The 17,339-nt window shown below is 68.7% G+C and carries 18 protein-coding genes; 8 read left to right on the forward strand and 10 right to left on the reverse strand.

Features of this window, described 5'->3' with window-relative positions; translation table 11 throughout:
* Positions 1-59: 59 nt before the first annotated feature.
* Both ABTW65_RS24240 and ABTW65_RS24245 read left to right on the forward strand, forming a co-directional pair.
* The gene (locus tag ABTW65_RS24240) at positions 60-1,007 is read left to right on the forward strand and encodes an NAD-dependent epimerase/dehydratase family protein (RefSeq protein ID WP_350664914.1); all 948 of its coding nucleotides are present in this window, start codon (positions 60-62) and stop codon (positions 1,005-1,007) included.
* Positions 1,008-1,032: 25 nt separating this feature from the next.
* Complete coding sequence (locus tag ABTW65_RS24245; protein WP_350665251.1) at positions 1,033-1,485, forward strand: PaaI family thioesterase; 453 nt, start codon at positions 1,033-1,035, stop codon at positions 1,483-1,485.
* 52 nt (positions 1,486-1,537) lie between these two features.
* Here ABTW65_RS24245 and tuf read toward each other — a convergent pair whose 3' ends face one another.
* The 5 genes from tuf to ABTW65_RS24270 form a co-directional block, all read right to left on the reverse strand.
* Positions 1,538-2,725: an elongation factor Tu gene (gene tuf, locus ABTW65_RS24250; RefSeq protein WP_350664916.1), complete on the reverse strand. Its 1,188-nt coding sequence runs from the start codon at positions 2,723-2,725 to the stop codon at positions 1,538-1,540.
* A 281-nt stretch (positions 2,726-3,006) separates the two neighbouring features.
* A complete protein-coding gene (locus tag ABTW65_RS24255; RefSeq protein ID WP_350664918.1) occupies positions 3,007-5,268 on the reverse strand; it encodes an FdhF/YdeP family oxidoreductase in 2,262 nt (753 codons plus the stop codon).
* Positions 5,269-5,278: 10 nt separating this feature from the next.
* On the reverse strand, positions 5,279-7,888 hold the full coding sequence (locus tag ABTW65_RS24260) for an ABC transporter permease (protein WP_350664920.1): 2,610 nt from the start codon (positions 7,886-7,888) through the stop codon (positions 5,279-5,281).
* Between the two features lie 241 nt (positions 7,889-8,129).
* Complete coding sequence (locus ABTW65_RS24265) at positions 8,130-8,915, reverse strand: ABC transporter ATP-binding protein (RefSeq protein ID WP_350664923.1); 786 nt, start codon at positions 8,913-8,915, stop codon at positions 8,130-8,132.
* A gap of 82 nt (positions 8,916-8,997) precedes the next feature.
* Positions 8,998-9,492 carry a beta-class carbonic anhydrase gene (locus tag ABTW65_RS24270; RefSeq protein ID WP_350664925.1) on the reverse strand — a complete coding sequence of 165 codons (495 nt, stop codon included), beginning with the start codon at positions 9,490-9,492 and terminating at the stop codon, positions 8,998-9,000.
* Between the two features lie 61 nt (positions 9,493-9,553).
* Between ABTW65_RS24270 and ABTW65_RS24275 the strand changes: the two genes are divergently transcribed.
* Together ABTW65_RS24275 and ABTW65_RS24280 are read left to right on the forward strand one after the other, a co-directional pair.
* Entirely contained in the window at positions 9,554-11,575 is a 2,022-nt protein-coding gene (locus ABTW65_RS24275; protein ID WP_350664926.1) for a M3 family metallopeptidase, read from the forward strand.
* Positions 11,576-11,692: 117 nt separating this feature from the next.
* Positions 11,693-12,295, forward strand: a complete 603-nt coding sequence (locus ABTW65_RS24280; protein ID WP_350664928.1) for a dihydrofolate reductase family protein — start codon at positions 11,693-11,695, stop codon at positions 12,293-12,295.
* Between the two features lie 3 nt (positions 12,296-12,298).
* On the opposite strand, the gene ABTW65_RS24285 is transcribed toward ABTW65_RS24280, so the two are convergent.
* Complete coding sequence (locus tag ABTW65_RS24285; RefSeq protein ID WP_141804014.1) at positions 12,299-12,496, reverse strand: hypothetical protein; 198 nt, start codon at positions 12,494-12,496, stop codon at positions 12,299-12,301.
* A gap of 66 nt (positions 12,497-12,562) precedes the next feature.
* Entirely contained in the window at positions 12,563-13,135 is a 573-nt protein-coding gene (locus ABTW65_RS24290) for a hemerythrin domain-containing protein (RefSeq protein WP_350664930.1), read from the reverse strand.
* A 106-nt stretch (positions 13,136-13,241) separates the two neighbouring features.
* On the opposite strand from ABTW65_RS24290, the gene ABTW65_RS24295 reads away from it, so the two are divergent.
* The 4 genes from ABTW65_RS24295 (at position 13,242) to ABTW65_RS24310 (ending at position 15,135) form a co-directional block, all read left to right on the forward strand.
* Positions 13,242-13,913, forward strand: coding sequence for a helix-turn-helix transcriptional regulator (locus ABTW65_RS24295; protein WP_350664933.1), 672 nt, complete (start codon positions 13,242-13,244; stop codon positions 13,911-13,913).
* A gap of 188 nt (positions 13,914-14,101) precedes the next feature.
* Positions 14,102-14,632 (forward strand): sigma-70 family RNA polymerase sigma factor, encoded by a 531-nt coding sequence (locus tag ABTW65_RS24300; protein ID WP_350664935.1) that lies wholly within the window; start codon positions 14,102-14,104, stop codon positions 14,630-14,632.
* Between the two features lie 28 nt (positions 14,633-14,660).
* Positions 14,661-14,807, forward strand: coding sequence for a hypothetical protein (locus ABTW65_RS24305; RefSeq protein ID WP_350664937.1), 147 nt, complete (start codon positions 14,661-14,663; stop codon positions 14,805-14,807).
* Position 14,808: 1 nt separating this feature from the next.
* Positions 14,809-15,135 (forward strand): plasmid stabilization protein, encoded by a 327-nt coding sequence (locus ABTW65_RS24310; protein WP_350664939.1) that lies wholly within the window; start codon positions 14,809-14,811, stop codon positions 15,133-15,135.
* A 717-nt stretch (positions 15,136-15,852) separates the two neighbouring features.
* On the opposite strand, the gene ABTW65_RS24315 is transcribed toward ABTW65_RS24310, so the two are convergent.
* The 3 genes from ABTW65_RS24315 to ABTW65_RS24325 are packed head-to-tail and all read right to left on the reverse strand — an operon-like array spanning position 15,853 to position 17,193.
* On the reverse strand, positions 15,853-16,119 hold the full coding sequence (locus ABTW65_RS24315; RefSeq protein WP_350664941.1) for a hypothetical protein: 267 nt from the start codon (positions 16,117-16,119) through the stop codon (positions 15,853-15,855).
* On the reverse strand, positions 16,116-16,340 hold the full coding sequence (locus ABTW65_RS24320; protein ID WP_350664943.1) for a hypothetical protein: 225 nt from the start codon (positions 16,338-16,340) through the stop codon (positions 16,116-16,118). The genes ABTW65_RS24315 and ABTW65_RS24320 overlap by 4 nt, the downstream gene beginning before the upstream one ends.
* Positions 16,341-16,398: 58 nt before the next feature.
* The gene (locus ABTW65_RS24325) at positions 16,399-17,193 is read right to left on the reverse strand and encodes a sigma-70 family RNA polymerase sigma factor (protein WP_350664945.1); all 795 of its coding nucleotides are present in this window, start codon (positions 17,191-17,193) and stop codon (positions 16,399-16,401) included.
* Between the last annotated feature and the right edge of the window lie 146 nt (positions 17,194-17,339).

Here is a 17,339-nt window from a genome sequence, read left to right on the forward strand (position 1 = left end):
GTCACAGGAGCGCAGGTCGTTTCGTCGGTGGGGTCGACAACGACGAAAGGAACAGAACGATGCGTATCTTCATCGCAGGCGGAACCGGTGCGGTCGGAGTCCGGATGGTGCCGCTCCTGGTGGCCGCCGGACACGAGGTGTACGGCTCGACCCGGCACGAGGCGGGGCGCGAGGCCCTGGCCGCCATGGGCGCGACCGGGATCGTGATGGACCCGCTGGACGCGCAGAGCGTCCACGACGCCGTCGCCAAGGCCGAGCCCGAGGTCGTCGTCCACCAGCTCACCGCGCTGGGCAGCCTCAGCGGCAACCTGAAGAAGTTCGACCAGGACTTCGCGATGACCAGCCGGCTGCGTACCGAAGGCACCGACCACCTGCTGGCGGCGGCCCGGGCGGCGGGGGTGCGGCGGTTCATCGCGCAGAGCTTCGGCGGCGGTTGGTCGAACGAGCGTAACGGCGGCTGGGTCAAGGACGAGAGCGCCCCGCTCATCACCGACCCCGGCAAGGAGGCGCGCGGCACCCTGGCGGCGATCCGTCACCTGGAGCACGCCGTGACCTCCGCGACCGATCTCGAGGGCGTGGTGCTCCGCTACGGCAACTTCTACGGCCCCGGCAACGCCACCTCTCGCGAGGGCGTGCTCGGTGAGATGCTGCGCAAGGGCAAGATGCCGGTGGTCGGCGGCGGCACCGGGGTGTGGTCGTTCGTCCACATCGACGACGTCGCCTCCGCGACCGTCGCGGCCCTCGACCGGGGTGCGCCTGGCATCTACAACATCGTCGACGACGAGCCGGCTCCGGTGAACCAGTGGATCCCACTCCTCGCCGAGGAGGTCGGCGGCAGGAACCCGATGCGCCTGCCGGCCTGGCTCGCCCGGCCGCTGATCGGCGAGTTCGGGGTCGCGCTGATGACCTCCGTGCGCGGCTCCTCGAACGCCAAGGCGAAGCGGGAACTCGGCTGGACGCCGTCGTACGCCACCTGGCGCGAGGGCTTCCGGACCGGGATCGGCTGATCGTGGTTATGGTGGCGCGGTGAAGATGATCGCGTTGCAGGACGAGTGGTGGCCGACGATGACCTGCTTCGGGTGCGGGCCGGCCAACGCCCAGGGGCTCCAGCTGAAGAGCTATCCGCAGCTGGACGGGAGCGTGACCGCGACCTTCCAGCCGTGGCCGCAGCATGACAACGGCGGTGGGTTCCTCAACGGCGGCATCATCGCGACCGTGCTCGACTGCCACAGCGCCGCCGCAGTGCACCAGGAGGCCTTCCTCAACGGCTGGATGCCCGCCGAGGGGGAGTCGCTGGCCTACGTCACGGCCGGGATCGACGTACGCTACCGGCGGCCGGCTCCGCTCAGGGAGCCGGTCACGCTCGTCGCCTCCACCAAGGACGCCAGCGAGGACCAGATCACCTCGGTGGTGCGGCTGGAGTGGGACGGGAAGGTCCGCGCCGAGGGCGAGGCGCTGTGGAAGCGCTGGCGCCCGCGCGACTGAGAAAAGGGGAACGGCCCCCACCAGGTGAGGGCCGTTCCGTATCTCTGTCGAGCTAGTCGAGCAGCTCGGTCACGGTGCCTGCGGCGACGGTGTGACCGCCTTCGCGGACTGCGAAGCCGAGTCCGACGTTCATCGCGATCGGCTTCTCCAGCTCCACTCCGAGCTCGATCGTGTCGCCGGGCATGACCAGGGCGATCTCACCCAGGTCGATCCCGCCGGGCACGTCCGTGGTCCGGAAGTAGAACTGCGGCCGGTAGTCCGCGGCGAACGGCGTGTGCCGGCCACCCTCGGCGGTGGACAACGCGTGCAGGTTCGCCCGGAACTTCCGGTGCGGCCGTACGCTGCCGGGCAGCGCCACCACCTGGCCGCGACGGACCTCGTCGCGCTTGACGCCACGCAGCAGCACCGCCGCGTTGTCGCCCGCGTCCGCGGACTCCAGCGACTTGCCGAACGTCTCGAGCCCGATCGCGGTGCTGGTGATCGTCGCGCCGAGACCCACGACCTCGACCGCGTCGCCGACCTTCAGCGACCCGCGCTCGACGGCACCGGTGACCACCGTGCCGCGGCCGGTGATGGTGACGACGTTCTCGATCGGCATCAGGAACGGCTCGCCGAGCTCGCGCTCCGGCACCGGCACGTAGCCGTCGATCGCGTCCAGCAGGTCACCGATCGCGGCGGTCCACTGAGGGTCGCCCTCCAGCGCCTTCAGCCCGGACACCCGGACGACAGGTACGTCGTCGCCGGGGAACCCGTACTCCGAGAGGAGGTCACGTACCTCCAGCTCGACCAGGTCGAGCAGCTCGGGGTCGTCGACGGTGTCGGCCTTGTTGAGCGCGACCACCAGGTACGGCACGCCGACCCGGCGTGCGAGCAGCACGTGCTCGCGCGTCTGCGGCATGGCGCCGTCCTGCGCGGAGACGACCAGGATCGCGGCGTCCACCTGGGCGGCGCCGGTGATCATGTTCTTCACGTAGTCGGCGTGCCCGGGCATGTCGACGTGCGCGTAGTGCCGGGTCGCGGTCTCGTACTCGACGTGCGAGATGTTGATCGTGATCCCGCGCTGCAGCTCCTCCGGAGCCCGGTCGATGCCGTCGAAGGCGATGAAGCGGTTCACGCTCGGGTCGCGCTCCGCGAGCACCTTGGTGATCGCGGCGGTCAGGGTTGTCTTGCCGTGGTCGACGTGACCCATCGTCCCGATGTTGAGGTGCGGCTTGGTCCGCACGAACTGGCCCTTGGCCATGAGAGTTCCTTCGTGTGTCAGAAGATTTCGGGGTGAGCCAGGACCCTCCGGCAAGCCCTCACAGCGCTGTCACCGCGATGAGGGGGCCGGTGCGGGCCACCCTCCTCCGCGGGTCCTGCAGAGCAGGAGGAGGGTCAGCTTCGCGCGCCGGTGCAATCGACTGACGGTGCCCACGTGGGAGCGCCCGTCAGGCTCTTGCCTGACAGGTAGTGCTCGGAAACCACGCGGAACATGCTGATCACGTTAGATGCCAACACAGACACCAGCAATGTAATTCCCGGCTAGCGCGCCTCCAGGCGGACGACGACCGACTTCGACGTCGGGGTGCGGCTGCCGTCGGCGTAGGAGTCGAGCGGGATGAGGACGTTCGTCTCCGGGAAGTACGCCGCGGCGGAGCCGCGAGGGGTGGCGTAGGCGACGACGCGGAACCCCTCGGCGCGGCGCTCGCCGTCGGTCCAGACCGAGACGATGTCGACGGTGTCGCCGTCGGCGATGCCCTGCTCGAGGAGGTCCTCGGGGTTGACGAAGACGACGTGGCGTCCGCCCTTGATGCCGCGGTAGCGGTCGTTGTAGCCGTAGACCGTGGTGTTGAACTGGTCGTGGGAGCGCAGCGTCTGCAGCAGCAGGTGGCCTGGGGGAGCCGAGATGGCGGTCAGCGGGTTGGCGGTGACCAGTGCCCGGCCGGTCGCGGTGTTGAACGTACGCGAGTCGCGCGGGCCGTTGGGCAGGGCGAAGCCCCCGGGCGCCTTCAGCCGGGTCTCGAAGTCCTCGAACCCCGGGATCACCGCGGAGATGTGCCAGCGGATCCGGGAGTAGTCCGCGCCCATCGTGGCCCAGTCGACGCCGTCCGAGCCGAAGAGCGCCTCGCCGATGGCGCAGACGATGCCGACCTCGCTGCGCAGCTCCTTCGAGCCCGGGAGTAACCGACCGTGGGAGGCATGGACCATGCCCATCGAGTCCTCGACGGTGACGTACTGCTCGCGGCCGCCGGTCTCGTCGCGCTCGGTGCGGCCCAGGCAGGGGAGGATCAGGCCCTCGCGGCCGTGGTGGAGGTGGCTGCGGTTGAGCTTGGTCGAGATCTGGACGGTGAGGCCGACGTTGGCCAGCGCGGCCGTGGTGACGGCGGTGTCGGGGGTCGCGGCCGCGAAGTTGCCGCCCAGGGCGAGGAAGACGTCGACGGCGCCGTCGCGCATCGCCTCGATGGCGGCGACCACGTCGAAGCCGTCCTCACGCGGCGGCTTGATGCCGAACTCGTCGCCGACCGCGTCCAGGAACGACGCCGGCGGCTTCTCCCAGATGCCCATGGTGCGGTCGCCCTGCACGTTGGAGTGGCCACGGACCGGGCAGGCGCCCGCACCGGGCTTGCCGATGTTGCCGCGCAGCAGCAGGAACGAGGCGATCTCGCGGATCGTGGCGACCGAGTTCTTGTGCTGGGTCAGGCCCATCGCCCAGCACACGATGACGCGCTCGCGGGACTCGACCAGGTCGGTCAGGGACTCGATCTCCTCCCGGGAGATGCCGCTGAGCCGGGTGATCTCGTCCCACTCCATCGCCGCCCACGCCTGAGCCGCGACCTCGAAGCCGTCGGTGTGCTCCTCGATGAAGGGGTGCGCGATGGCGTCGCGCTCGACGAGCAGCTTGTTGATCCCGGCGAACAGAGCCAGGTCGCCGTTGACCTGCACGGGGACGTGGACGTCGGCGAGCTGGGTGCCGACGCCGGTGACGCCGCGTACGGTCTGGGGGTTGCGGAACCGCCCCATCCCGGCCTCGCGCAGCGGGTTGATCGAGACGACCTTGGCGCCGTTCTCCTTGGCGGACTCGAGCGCGGTCAGCATCCGTGGGTGGTTGGTGCCGGGGTTCTGGCCGACCACGAAGATCAGGTCGGAGTGTTCGGCGAGGTCGTCGTAGGTGACCGTGCCCTTGCCGATGCCGATGACCTCGCCGAGCGCGGTGCCGCTGGACTCGTGGCACATGTTGGAGCAGTCGGGAAGGTTGTTGGTGCCGAGCTGGCGGGCGAGCAGCTGGTAGACGAACGCGGCCTCGTTCGACGCGCGGCCGGAGGTGTAGAAGACCGAACGGTCGGGGTCGGCCGCGCGCATCCGATCGGCGATCAGCGAGATCGCGTCGGACCAGGTGATGGGGGAGTAGTGGGTCTCGCCGGGGGCGACGTACATCGGCTCGGTCAGCCGGCCCTGCGACTCCAGCCAGTGGTCGTCGCGCTCGTTGAGCGAGGCGACCGAGTTGGCCGCGAAGAAGTCGCGGTCGACGCGCTTGCGGGTGGCCTCCCACGCCACCGCCTTGGCGCCGTTCTCGCAGAACTCCGCCGCCTTGCGGTGGTCGGGGTCCGGCCAGGCGCACGAGGGGCAGTCGAAGCCGCCGACCTGGTTGACCTTGAGCAGCGTCTGCAGGCTGCGCTTGGGGCCCATCTCGCGCAGTGCGTACTCCATCGAGTGGGCCACTCCGGGGAGTCCGACCGCGGCCGTCTCCGGCTCGGTGACTCGGAGGGTGGGTTCGGGCAGGTCTACGGAGTGCTCGGTGCTCACCCGAGGCACACTACTCCGAGGCGATCGCCTTGAGGACGTCTTCCCTCCCCGCGCGGATGGCCGGGAGGAGCGCGGCCAGTACGCCGACGACCACGGCGATCGCCATGAAGACGGCCAGCTGGTCCAGCGGCACCCACAGGCTGGTGAGGTCTTCACGCAGCGCGTCGCGCAACAGCACCCCGAAGAGCACCCCGAGGGCGAGCCCGAGGACCGCGCCGAGGACAGCGATCGTCACCGACTCCAGGGTGATCATCCGGCGCAGCTGGCTGCGGGAGAGACCGATGGCGCGCAGCAGCCCGATCTCGCGGGTGCGCTCGATGACGCTGAGACCGAGGGTGTTGACGATGCCGATCACGGCGATCACGATCGCCAGCGCGAGCAGGCCATAGATCATGTAGAGCAGCTGGTTGACCTGCCCCTTGATCGACTCGGCGAACTCCTCCTTGTCCTGCACCGCGACCACCGGCCGGTCCGCGACGAGCTTGTCGAGACGGTCATGGACGACGGCCGGGTCGGCGCCGCGGGCGAGCATGATGCTCAGCGAGGCGTCCTCGCGCGGCACCTTGGCCGCGACGAGGTCCTCGATGCGCACTGTGATGTCGCCGGTGACCTGGGTCTGGGCGATGATCCCGCTGATCTGCGGGTGCTGCTGGCGGCCGCTGACGAAGGTGAGGTCGATGCGGTCGCCGAGCTGCCACTTGTGCTCCTTCGCAGCCTCGTCGGTGACCAGCACCTGGCCGGGCTTCACGTCCTCGCTGCCCTCGAGCACGTCGAGGTCGTAGACCTGCGGCAGGTGCTCGTCGACGCCGAAGAGGAACTCGACGTCGTTCTTCTTCGGGTTCTGGAGGTCCACCTTGCCGACGACGGCCTGGGCGATCTGCGAACGGGATACGGTGGCGACGCCCTCCACCTTCTCCATCTCGTCGCCGATCGAGGTCGGGAACGGGGTGAAGGTCGGGCTCTGCACGACCAGGTCGGGCTTGAACTGCTCCTCGACCACGTCGGAGATCGAGGCGTTCATCGAGGCGGCGAGCACGCCGATCAGCGAGACCAGAGCCAGGCCGATCATCAGCGCCGACGCGGTGGCGCCGGTGCGTCGGGGGTCGCGCATCGCGTTCTGGCCGGCCAGCTTGCCGGTCATCCCGAAGACGAACCCCGAGACCGTACGCAGCGCCGCCAGCACCGGGCGGCCCAGGAACGCGCTGATCCAGGCGACCGAGAGGATCGAGACCCCGGCTCCGACGCCCACCCACAGCGCCGGGCTCGTCGGCACCTCGAAGCCGCCGGGAAGAGTGATCTCCGGGACCCCGATCCGTGGCACCGCCGCGATCGCGAGGCCGGCGACCAGCAGGACGAGGCCCACCGACGTACGCAGGATGGTGGATCTGGCCGGAGGCTGGGTGTCCTCGCGCATCGCCGCGACCGGCGGGACCTTTCCGGCCCGGCGGGAGGGGAGCAGGGCCGCGGCGAGCGTGACGCAGACGCCCACGACGTAGGAGATCCAGATGGTGCGCGGGGTGAGGACGAGGACGTCGGAGGCGATCTCCAGCCCGGCCTGACGGAAGACGGCGGCCAGGCCGTGGGCGAGCCCCCAGCCGGCGAGTACGCCGATGGTGGCCGCGATCAGCGACATCACCAGCGCCTCGAAGAGCACCGAGGTGGTGACCTGGCGGCGCGAGGCCCCCAATGCGCGCAGCAGCGCCAGCTGGCGGGAGCGCTGCGCGATCAGGATCGAGAAGGTGTTGACGATGATGAAGGCGCCGACGATGACCGCGATCACCGCGAAGACGATCAGGAAGACCGAGATCACGTCGAGGAACTCACCGATCGCGTCCTCGGACTCCTCGACCATCTTGTCGCCGGTGACGGCCTCGAACCCCTTCGGGACCACCGTCTCTGCGGCCGCGACGAGCTCCTTCTGGGAGACGCCGGGGGCGGCGGTCAACGAGATCCCGGAGTAGACGTCCTTGCCGTCGGTGAACAGGTTCTGGGCGCCCGTCGTGCTGAAGATGAGCAGCTGCGCGCCGGCGGTGCCACCGCCGTTGAAAGAGGCGGTGCCGGTGAGGGTGACCTTGCGGCGAGTCTCGCCCTGCGGGGCGATCAGAGTGACGGCGTCGCCCACGTGGTAGCCGGCCTTCTCCGCGGTCGCCTCGTCGAGGACGAGCTCCTTGTCCCCGGTCGGCCAGCTTCCGCGGATGAGCTCGAGCGACGGCTCGCCGAGCAGGTTGGGGGTCCCGGTGTGGTTGAAGGCCAGGGTCGGCGCACCGGAGCTGCTGACCAGCTTGTCGTCGGTGTCAAGCACATAGAGACCCGCGCCCTGGATGACGCCGTCGGCGCGGGCGACCTCCGGCAGCGTACGCAGCTTCTCGATGGCCTCCGGCCCCAGCGTGGCCGCGCCGCCGCTGCCGGGGCGGCTGGATTCGGCCGAGCTGGCGCTGTTGGTGGGGCGTACCTGGCCGTCCGGTGTGGAACCGTTGATGATCCCGGAGAAGGTGCGGTCGAGCCCGTGCGAGAAGGTGAGTACGCCGGCCAGGAACGCCACGCCCAGGACGATCGCGAGCGTCGACATGAGCAGGCGCACCTTGTGCGCGGCGAGGTTGCGCAGCGTCAGCCGGAGCATGCCGCCACCTCCCCGCTTCGCGGGGTCACTCCCTCTCTCGGCACGAACGGACGAGCAAGCTCCGCGCTGCGCGCGGTTACTCCCTCGCTCGGCGCGAACGGACGAGCAAGCTCGCCGCTCGACCTCGCTCCGGTCGTCTCGCCGCTCGACCTCGCTCCGGTCGTCGCCGTTGCGCAAGCGCCAGAGTGCGGACGTGGCGGCGTGCCGATTGATTGGTTCACTCGCTGACGCTCGTTCACCCTCAGGCGCCTTCGCCGATCGGAGCCAGGCCCATCGCCCGCGCCTGCAGGTCGGCCATGTGGGCCAGGATCTCCTCGCGGCTCGGCTTGGCCAGCTCGTCGACGATCCGGCCGTCGGCCAGGAAGATCACCCGGTCGCAGTAGGAGGCGGCGACCGGGTCGTGGGAGACCATGACGATGGTCTGGCCCAGGTCGTCGACGCTGTGGCGCAGGAAGTCGAGCACCTGGGCGGCCGAGGTGGAGTCGAGGTTGCCGGTCGGCTCGTCGGCGAAGACGATGTCGGGCTTGGAGACCAGCGCCCGGGCACAGGCGACCCGTTGCTGCTGTCCACCGGAGAGCTCGCTCGGCTTGTGCGAGAGCCGGGGCCGCAGGTCGACCGTGTCGATGACCTGGTCGAACCACCCCGGGTCCGGCTTCTTCCGGGCCAGGGAGAGCGGCAGCAGGATGTTCTCCTGCGCGGTCAGCGTCGGCACCAGGTTGAACGCCTGGAAGACGAACCCGATCTTGTCGCGCCGCAGCGAGGTGAGGCGGCGGTCTCGCATCTTGCCGAGCTTGCGACCGCCGACGACCACCTCGCCGGTCGTGGGCTTGTCGAGCGCGGCCAGGCAGTGCATCAGCGTCGACTTGCCCGAGCCCGAGGGACCCATGATCGCGGTGAACTGTCCCGCGTAGAGGTCCAGGCTCACGCCGTCGAGCGCGCGGACCTCTGCGGCGCCCTTGCCGTAGGTCTTGTGCAGGTCGATCGCCTGGGCGGCGATCTCTCGCTGTGCCGGGTCTGTGAGGCTCACGCCCCAACTCTTGCCTACTGGTGGTTGGAGCGCATGCCAATTCAGGGGTAGATCTCGACCCCGCGTTCTTGGGGGCGGAGGTTCAGATCTTCTGGTTGAGCAACCCCGTGTCGACGTCGTAGATGAACCCGCCGACCTTGACGTCCTCGGGGACGAACGGGTGCGAGCGGACCTTGGCGACGTCCTCGGCGAGCGCACGGACTTGGTCGTCGACGACGTGCAGGTGGAGCCAGGAGGCGTCCTGGCCGGCGGACTCGGCGAGCTTGGCACGCAGCTCGGCCTCGGTGTTGGAGGCGACCGCACAGCGGGTGTGGGGCACGATGAGGATGCGCTTGACGTTGAGGAGGTGCACGCCGAGCACCAGCGCCTCCATCGCCTGCGGGGTCACCCGGCCACCAGGGTTGCGGAAGATCTTGGCGTCCCCGAGGCTCAGGCCCAGCATGGCCAGCGGCTCGATGCGGGAGTCCATGCAGGTCACGATCGCTACTCCGGCGTGGGCGACGCCGTCGAAGCCGCCGGTGTCGAACGTCTCGGCGTAGGTCTGGTTCGCGGCAAGCAGGTCATCGAAATCGGCCATGACGTCAAGGTAGCCGATATCCGCGGGCCGTCCTCGCGCTGTTTCAGATAGCGTGCGCGATGTGATCGACGCCCTACTCGAGCCCAGTGACCTGCCCCACCGTCTGCCCCGTTTCGCGGACATCGCGATCGAGGACTACGGCCCGGCGATCGAGCAGGGGATGGCTGAGCAGCTGGCTGCGCTCGCCGCGATCACGTCTTCCGCCGACGAGCCGACGTTCGAGAACACCCTGGTTGCCCTGGAGCGGTCCGGCGAGCGGCTGGACCGGGTCCTGCGGATCTTCTTCTCGTTGCTCTCCGCGGACTCCGACGACGATCTGGACGAGCTCCATGCTGCGTACGCTCCGCGGCTGGCGGCCCACCACGACGCGCTGCTCCTCGACGACGCGCTCTTCGCCCGGGTGAACGCGGTCTATGAGAAGCGGGCCGAGCTGGAGGGTGAGGACCGCTATCTGGTCGAGCGCTACCACCGCGACTTCGTGCTCGCCGGCGCTGCGCTGGGGCCAGCGGAGAAGGCACGGCTGCGGGAGCTCAACCAGGAGATCTCCGGCCTGGAGGCGGCCTTCGGGCAGGCGGCGCAGGCCGACTCCAACGACCTCGCCGTTGTCGTCGACACCGTCGAGGAGCTCGCCGGGCTGACGCCGGGGGAGATCTCCGCGGCCGCGGCGGCCGCCGAGGGCAGGGGACTGGCGGGCAAGTTCCTGATCACGCTGACCCTCTTCACCGCCCACCCCTACCTGTCGGTGCTCGAGAACCGCGAGCTCCGGCAGCGGCTGTTCGAGGCACAGCTCGCCCGCGGCTCGCGCGGCAACGCCAACGACACCCGCGCCATCGCGCTCGACGCGCTGCGGCTGCGGGCCGAGAAGGCCCAGCTGCTCGGCTTCGACAGCTACGCCGGTCTGGTGACCGCCGACAACACGGCCGGCACACCGAAGGCCGTCCGCGACATGCTGGAGCGGCTGGCCGCGCCGGCGGCCCGCAACGCGCGGGCCGAGCAGGCCGCCCTCGAGGCGTCGGCAGGCGGACCGATCGAGACCTGGGACTGGCCCTTCTACGCGGAGAAGGTCCGGGTCTCGGAGCACGACGTCGACCTGGCCGTCCTGCGGCCGTGGTTCGAGGCCGACCGGGTGCTGCGCGACGGCGTCTTCTTCGCCGCCGGCCGGCTCTACGGACTGACCTTCGAGGAGCGGCCCGACCTGCAGGGTTACCACCCCGAGGTACGCGTCTTCGAGGTCTCCCGCGACAGCGAGCCGATCGGGCTGTTCCTGCTCGACCTCTACACCCGGGACTCGAAGAAGGGCGGTGCGTGGATGAACTCCTACGTCACCGCCAACACGCTGCTGGGTGAGCCGTCGGCGGTCGTGACCAACAACCTCAACGTGCCCAAGCCGGCGCCGGGGGAGCCGACGCTGCTCACCTTCGACCAGGTCAACACGCTCTTCCACGAGTTCGGCCACGCGCTCCACGGGCTGCTGGCGCGGGCGACCTACCCGCGGTTCGCGGCGACGTCGGTCTACCGCGACTTCGTCGAGTACCCGTCCCAGGTCAACGAGATGTGGATGCTCTGGCCCGACGTGCTCGCCAACTACGCCGTGCACCACGAGACCGGCGAGCCGATCCCGGCCGACGTGCTCGGCAAGCTCGAGGCGTCCGCCACGTTCAACGAGGGGTTCGCGACCTCCGAATACCTGGCGGCCGCGCTCATCGACCTTGCCTGGCACGAGCTCGGTCCGGCCGAGGTGCCTACCTCGCCGGAGGCAGTGGAGGAGTTCGAGGCGGCCGCGCTCTCGGCGGTCGGGCTGGACAACCCGGCGGTGCGTTCGCGCTACTACACGGCGTACTTCAAGCACATCTTCGGCGGCTACGCCTCGGCCTACTACTCCTACATCTGGTCCGAGGTCCTCGATGCCGACACGGTCGCGTGGTTCAAGGAGAACGGCGGTCTGACCAGGGAGAACGGCGAGGCGTACGTCCGTTATGTGATCGGCATCGGCGGCACTCGGGACCCGCTGGAGTCCTATGCGGAGTGGCGCGGTCGGCCGGCCCCGATCGCCCCGCTGCTGGAGCGTCGCGGGCTCGCCTGAGGCGTTCGGACCACCGTCGAGCGGCGCCGTTCATCAACCAAATGGTTGACAAACGGCGCCGCTTCGGGCTTTCCTAATAGTCAACCAATCGGTTGACTATCGGAAGTGGTGGGGACGATGACGGTGATCATGCAGGCGGTCGTGTCGGTCGACGGGTTCATCGGCTACGAGGACGACATGCCGGGGCACCTTTTCGACTGGTACAACAACGGCGACGTCGAGGTGCTCGGCGGTGCCGGACGGATCTCGAAGGCGTCGTGGGACTACGTACGCGACTTCTGGGAGAGGTCGACGACGATGGTGATCGGACGCCATCTCTTCGACATGACCAACGGCTGGGAGGGCAAGCCGCCGACCGGCGACCATGTGGTGGTCGTCAGCCACCGGCCCAAGCCGGAGGGGTGGCACCCCGAGGCCAGCTACCACTTCGAGACCTCGGTCGAGGCGGGCGTCGCCAAGGCGAAGGAGCTGGCCGGCGGCACCCCGATCGGCCTGTGCGCCGGCGAGGTGGCGGGTCAGGCGCTCGCTGCCGGTCTGGTGGACGAGATCCAGCTCGATGTCGCACCGTTGCTCATCGGCAGGGGGAAGCCGTTCTTCGGGACGTACGCATCTTCGGTGCTGCTCAGTGGTCCCGAGGTGGTCCAGGGCGACCGGGTGACGCATCTGCGATACCGCGTCGAGGGCCCGGCCGACCCTGGCCACACTGCCTGGAAGGCTTGAGGATCAGCGGTCCCGCGGATCCGCGGGACCTGCCCAGCTGGACTGCGGGTCGCTGGCGGGGAAGGTCTCTTCCTCGGTCTCGTCCTGGCGGTCGCGCTCCTCGCCTTCCTCCTCGACCCGCTCCGGGGTGGGGAAGGGGATCGGGGACTCGGTGCTCTCGTCAGCGCCGGTCACGGGATCCTGGGTTTCCTTCTCGACCATGTTCTCTGCTCCCATCTGAAGACTTCGATGCTGTCGTCGATGCCGTTCAGCATCCACTGTGCCACGTCACGATCGGAGCGCGTCCTTGACGCGGTCGACGATGGAGTGGAACGGCATCGTGGCCACCTGCTTGGGCACCGATCCGGCGGAGCTGGGGTGGGGGTGGGTCGGCGCGATGAGCTCGGTCGCGGTCAGCCGCTTGCCCATCATGTGCCGAGACGTCTCGTCGATGGTGGTGAGCAGCAGCGGGAACTCGACTCGCTCCTCCTCCTCGGCGTGCTGCTCGACCGCGATCTGGAAGATCGGGAAGGTCTCGTCGAACTCGGGGCTGTCGACACCGACCTCCTCGAGCCGGGCCAGCATCTCGGTGGCCTCCTTCTCGTCGGCGTTGAGAGCCTTGGCGAGCGTCTCGCCGCCGTGGGTCGAGGTGACCGTGTGGACGACGATCTGCTCGGCGGTCTCGTGCACCGCGAGCAGGACCCGGAGGTCGTCGAACGCCTGGCGCTTGGCCGGGCCCTCGGAGTTCCCCACCGTCGCGCAGAGCTGCCGGATGCCGGCGTGCTGCTGCAGCAGGATCCTGACCACGTCGCCCTCGGGTAGCTCAGAGGCCTTCTTGAGGTCTTCGGTGACGTGCGACATGGGCTGCTCCTGTCTCGAGTTCTTTGGACATCGTCCCTGGTACCCACGGCGTGTTCTGCCCATACACCTGTCCAATTGACCACCGATCTGAGAAGGTTCAGGAGTGATGAGGTCGGGGGTAGTGCGGGTCGCGGTGGTCAGCCCGCAAGAGGTTGTCATGCGTGGGCTCGTCAGCATGCTCACGGACTTTCCCGACCGCGTGGTCGTGACCGCTCTTCCGTCGGTACGCAGCCGGGCTCCGGGCGTCGACGTGATCCTCTACGACACCTTCGGTCTCTACCTGACCGACGGCGCCGATCTCCAGCACCTGCTGCATGAGACCGACGCCAAGGTGCTGGTCTTCAGCCGCGACATGCGCCCCGATCTGAGGGCCCAGGCGTACTCGCTGGGAGCCCATGCCTGGGTGTCGATGAGCGTGCACGCCGGTGACCTCGTACGCAGCATCGAGCTCGCCGCCGCCGGCGAGCCGATCGGCGAGCACCAGGACCGGATGGGCACGATCGCGGGGCTCAGCACTCGTGAGGTCGAGGTGCTCGCCCTGATCACCCAGGGGCTGTCCAACAAGGAGATCGCCGCCAAGCTCGTGGTGAGCGTGAACACGCTCAAGAGCCACATCCGTCAGGCCTACCGGAAGATCAATGTCGCCACCCGCAGTCAGGCGGTGAGCTGGGCGATCACCCATGGCTTCGCGCCGCCTGACGAGAATTCTCTGGAGTCGAGTGCATCGGTGGGGGCACGGATGGTTACCGATAGCGTATCGACAGAGCAGTCTGGGTGACTTCCGCCTGCCACGGTACGGGGGTGGACACCACGATTGCACTGTCGGTGCCGCGGTCTCGGCAACGGACCCGGGACCGCGGTTCTAACCCTCAGGGGTGAGTGTGCTGTGGGGGTTGAACTCACCCCTGGGGGCCATTTCTCCCCTGAGCCGGTGCCTTTCGCTGGACTGCGCGAAAGACTCGGATCATGGATACGACACAGGAAGCATCGCCGCTGCCTCCGCTTCAGCAGGAGGATCTTGTCGTACGTCACCTCCCGGTGGCACGCTCACTTGCCGCCCGTTACTCGGGCCGCGGTGTCGAGGCCGACGACCTACGCCAGGCCGCGCACATGGGGCTGGTGAAGGCCGCTCGCCGCTACGACCCCGCCCAGGGTGAGTTCCTCAGCTACGCCGTGCCGATGGCCAAGGGCGAGATGCGTCGCTGCTTCCGGGACCTGGTCCGCTGCGTACCGCCTCAGCGGGTGGACGACGGGGTGGACTCGCTCGTCGAGCAGTTCGGCGAGGCCGACCCCGGCTTCGACCGCGCCGAGGCGCGAGTCCTGGTGGGGGAGGCGATCGGTGACCTCCGCGAGACGGATCTGCTGATTCTGCGGCTGCGCTTCGTCGACGGCCTGAGCCAGGCCGAGATCGGCGAGCAGATCGGTGCCACGCAGGCGCAGGTCTCCCGCGCCCTGGCCCGGATCATCCGACGGATGCGGGTCGCCGTCGCCGCGTAATCGATGCATGTGGGGGGTACCGGAAAATATGACTACCCAAGCCGTCATCTTCACCGTGATCGGGGTGATCGTGATCCTCGCCGGCATCGCCGCCTGGCTCTACGACGCCCACCGAAACAAGCGCGTCGCCGATGACGAGGAGCGCTTCGATCAGCCGAAAAGGAGGAGGAGCTGAGATGCCGCAGCGTGCCTGGAGCAAGAAGCGAGAACGACAGTACGAGCACATCAAGGAAGGTCTGCTCGACCGCGGTGAGAACGAGGACACCGCCGAGGAGATCGCGGCTCGTACGGTGAACAAGGAGCGCGCCCGCGGTGGCGAATCCCGCGAGCGCAGCCGCACCTCGACCAAGGACATCTCCTCAGGCCGCCGCGGTGGCTTGCGCAGCCACCGCGGCCCCGGCGGGCGCACCAAGGCTCAGTTGTACGAGGAGGCCAAGGACAAGAACGTCAAGGGGCGTTCGAAGATGAGCAAGGCTGAGCTCGAGAAGGCTGTCGGGCGCTAGTTCTGTTTTACGGGGGACCGTGGGCCGCCGACCCGTTTTCGAGAAAGGTTTGGCTCGCTATCGGGGCGGCGGCCCGGGTGTGGCGCGGGGAGATTGTTGCGCGTTTGGTTGGGGTCTATGGGGTGTGAGGGTGGCCCTTCGGGCCACCTAGGTGGGGATGAGGTTCAAGCGGCTGGGCGAGGCCTATGCCTCGCCCAGCAAACATCAGTTGGTCGGCAAGGGTGCTCCACTGCCGCCGTGGGAGGACTCTTTAGACTCCACGCTCGCCGGTTCCCTGCCGGCAGGGACATTTCCCCACTGCGGTGAAGGTTCCCCACGCTCCGGAGGGTGGGGAAGCTCCGCGTACGTGGGGAACTCTTCGGATGAGCGGGGAACTCATGATCCGGCTGGCAGTGAATCCGATCCGGTCAAAGGCGCCGGCTCGCTTGTGAACGGTTCACAAGGTCGCGCCCACTGACGTAGGCGCCGACGAGGCGCTGCGCCGCTCGGACGCGGCCGGCCACTGATCCCGAGCCCGTACCCAACCAAAGGAATCGGCACCAAACCCCGCCGCCGACCCGATATACAGCCAAAATTCTCGACGGAGCCCGGTGTCAGGGATCGCCGAAGGCGACCGGCGAAGCCGGCGGCCGAAGGCCGTCCTTGACTCCGGGCTCCGTCGAGAAGACCATCCGTAACGGGTCGGCGGCCCACACCCCGAAAGAGCCCCCAGAACGGCTACGGATGCGGCCGAGAAACGTAAGCCGTCGAAGTCCGCTCGAAGACACCGTCAGCGTTGTCCGGAGGCTGGGCGGGAGCTCGGTGATACCCAGGCCGCCCGATCGGGAAGCTCTCGGACATGATGCCGATCCGCTCGCGGGCCAAGCCCATGGTGATGCCGGCTCCGTCACGCAGCTTCTCGTACGTGGCGGCGGGGTAGCGGCCGACGACGTAGCCGGCTACCCCACCAAGAGCGAAGGTGAAGAGGTTGCGTTTCGTCCTCACTTCTTCTTACCTCCCTTGAACTTTCGCAGCAGAGCGTCGGTGCCCTTCTTGCGGATGACGGTGGTGGCGACGGTGATCATGATCGGGGCCGCGAAGGCGGCGACAGCCGTGATCCGCTTGCCCCAGGACGACTCCTGCCACTTGCTCTTGGGCGTCGTGCCGTTCCACAGCGAGCGCTGAGCGTTCTTGGAGCGTTCGCCGGTGATCGTTGAGAACGTCATGCCAGATCTCCTTGTGTCGGGGTCGGCTTTCGTGTCCCGTACCCGTGGTGGGTGCGGGTCATGCAGCGATTCCTACTCCTTCGAGCTGCTCGCGCAGCTCGTCGATGATCCGGGTCAGGATCCGGGAGACCTGGGTCTGGGTGACGCCGATGGCCTCGCCGATCTCGGCCTGACTACGGTCCTCGATGAAGCGCAGCCTCACCACGAGCTGGTCACGCGGGCACAGCGCGTGGATCGCCTGCTCCAGCGCGAGACGGGTCTCGCAGTCGGCCAGTCCACCGTCGATGCCGGGCAGCATGTCGCCGATGGTCGCCTCGGCCGAGGACTGCGCCTCGCCGGGGCGAAGCGGAGCATCCAGGGATGAGGGGGTGAAGCAGCCGCGGGCGTCGAGGGCCTCGCGTACCTTCTGCTCCGGCACGTGGGCGATCTCGGCCAGCTCGGAGGTGGGCAGGTTGCCACGCTCCGACCCGATACGCAGCAGCGTGCTCTGCAGCTCCTGGATGGGGCGCGGCGGCCGCACGGTCCAGCCGTGGTCACGGAACCAGCGCTTCACCTCACCGCGGATCGTGGGTACCGCGTAGGTGAGGAAGTCGTCGGCGCGGTCGGGGTGGAAGCTCTTGGCGGCACGGACCAGGGCGATGTACGCCACCTGCTCCAGGTCGGCGCGGGGGATGCCGCGACCGGTGTAGCGGTGCGCGATCGAGCGAGCCACCGCGGCGTTGAGCAGGATCACCTCCTCGAGGATCTGGTCCTGCTCCTCTCCTTCCGCGGTGTGTGCCTTCGCCAGCAGCTCTGAGGTCAGACGCTGTCGCTCGGCCCGGGGTAGGTCTGTCTCGAAAGTCGTCGTCGTCATGTGTAGGTAGTGCCCGTCTCGGCCGCTTCCCAACGGCTTCGCCGCAAGGTTCACCCCCGCGGGTGTGCGTCTTCGACGGCGCAACCACCCCTTCGGGTGGTATGCGGGACGGCCGGGCTGCGACAAGTGGCTTCGGGTACCGGTGC

The organism is Nocardioides sp. NPDC127503 (assembly GCF_040302165.1).
GTDB lineage: Bacteria > Actinomycetota > Actinomycetes > Propionibacteriales > Nocardioidaceae > Nocardioides.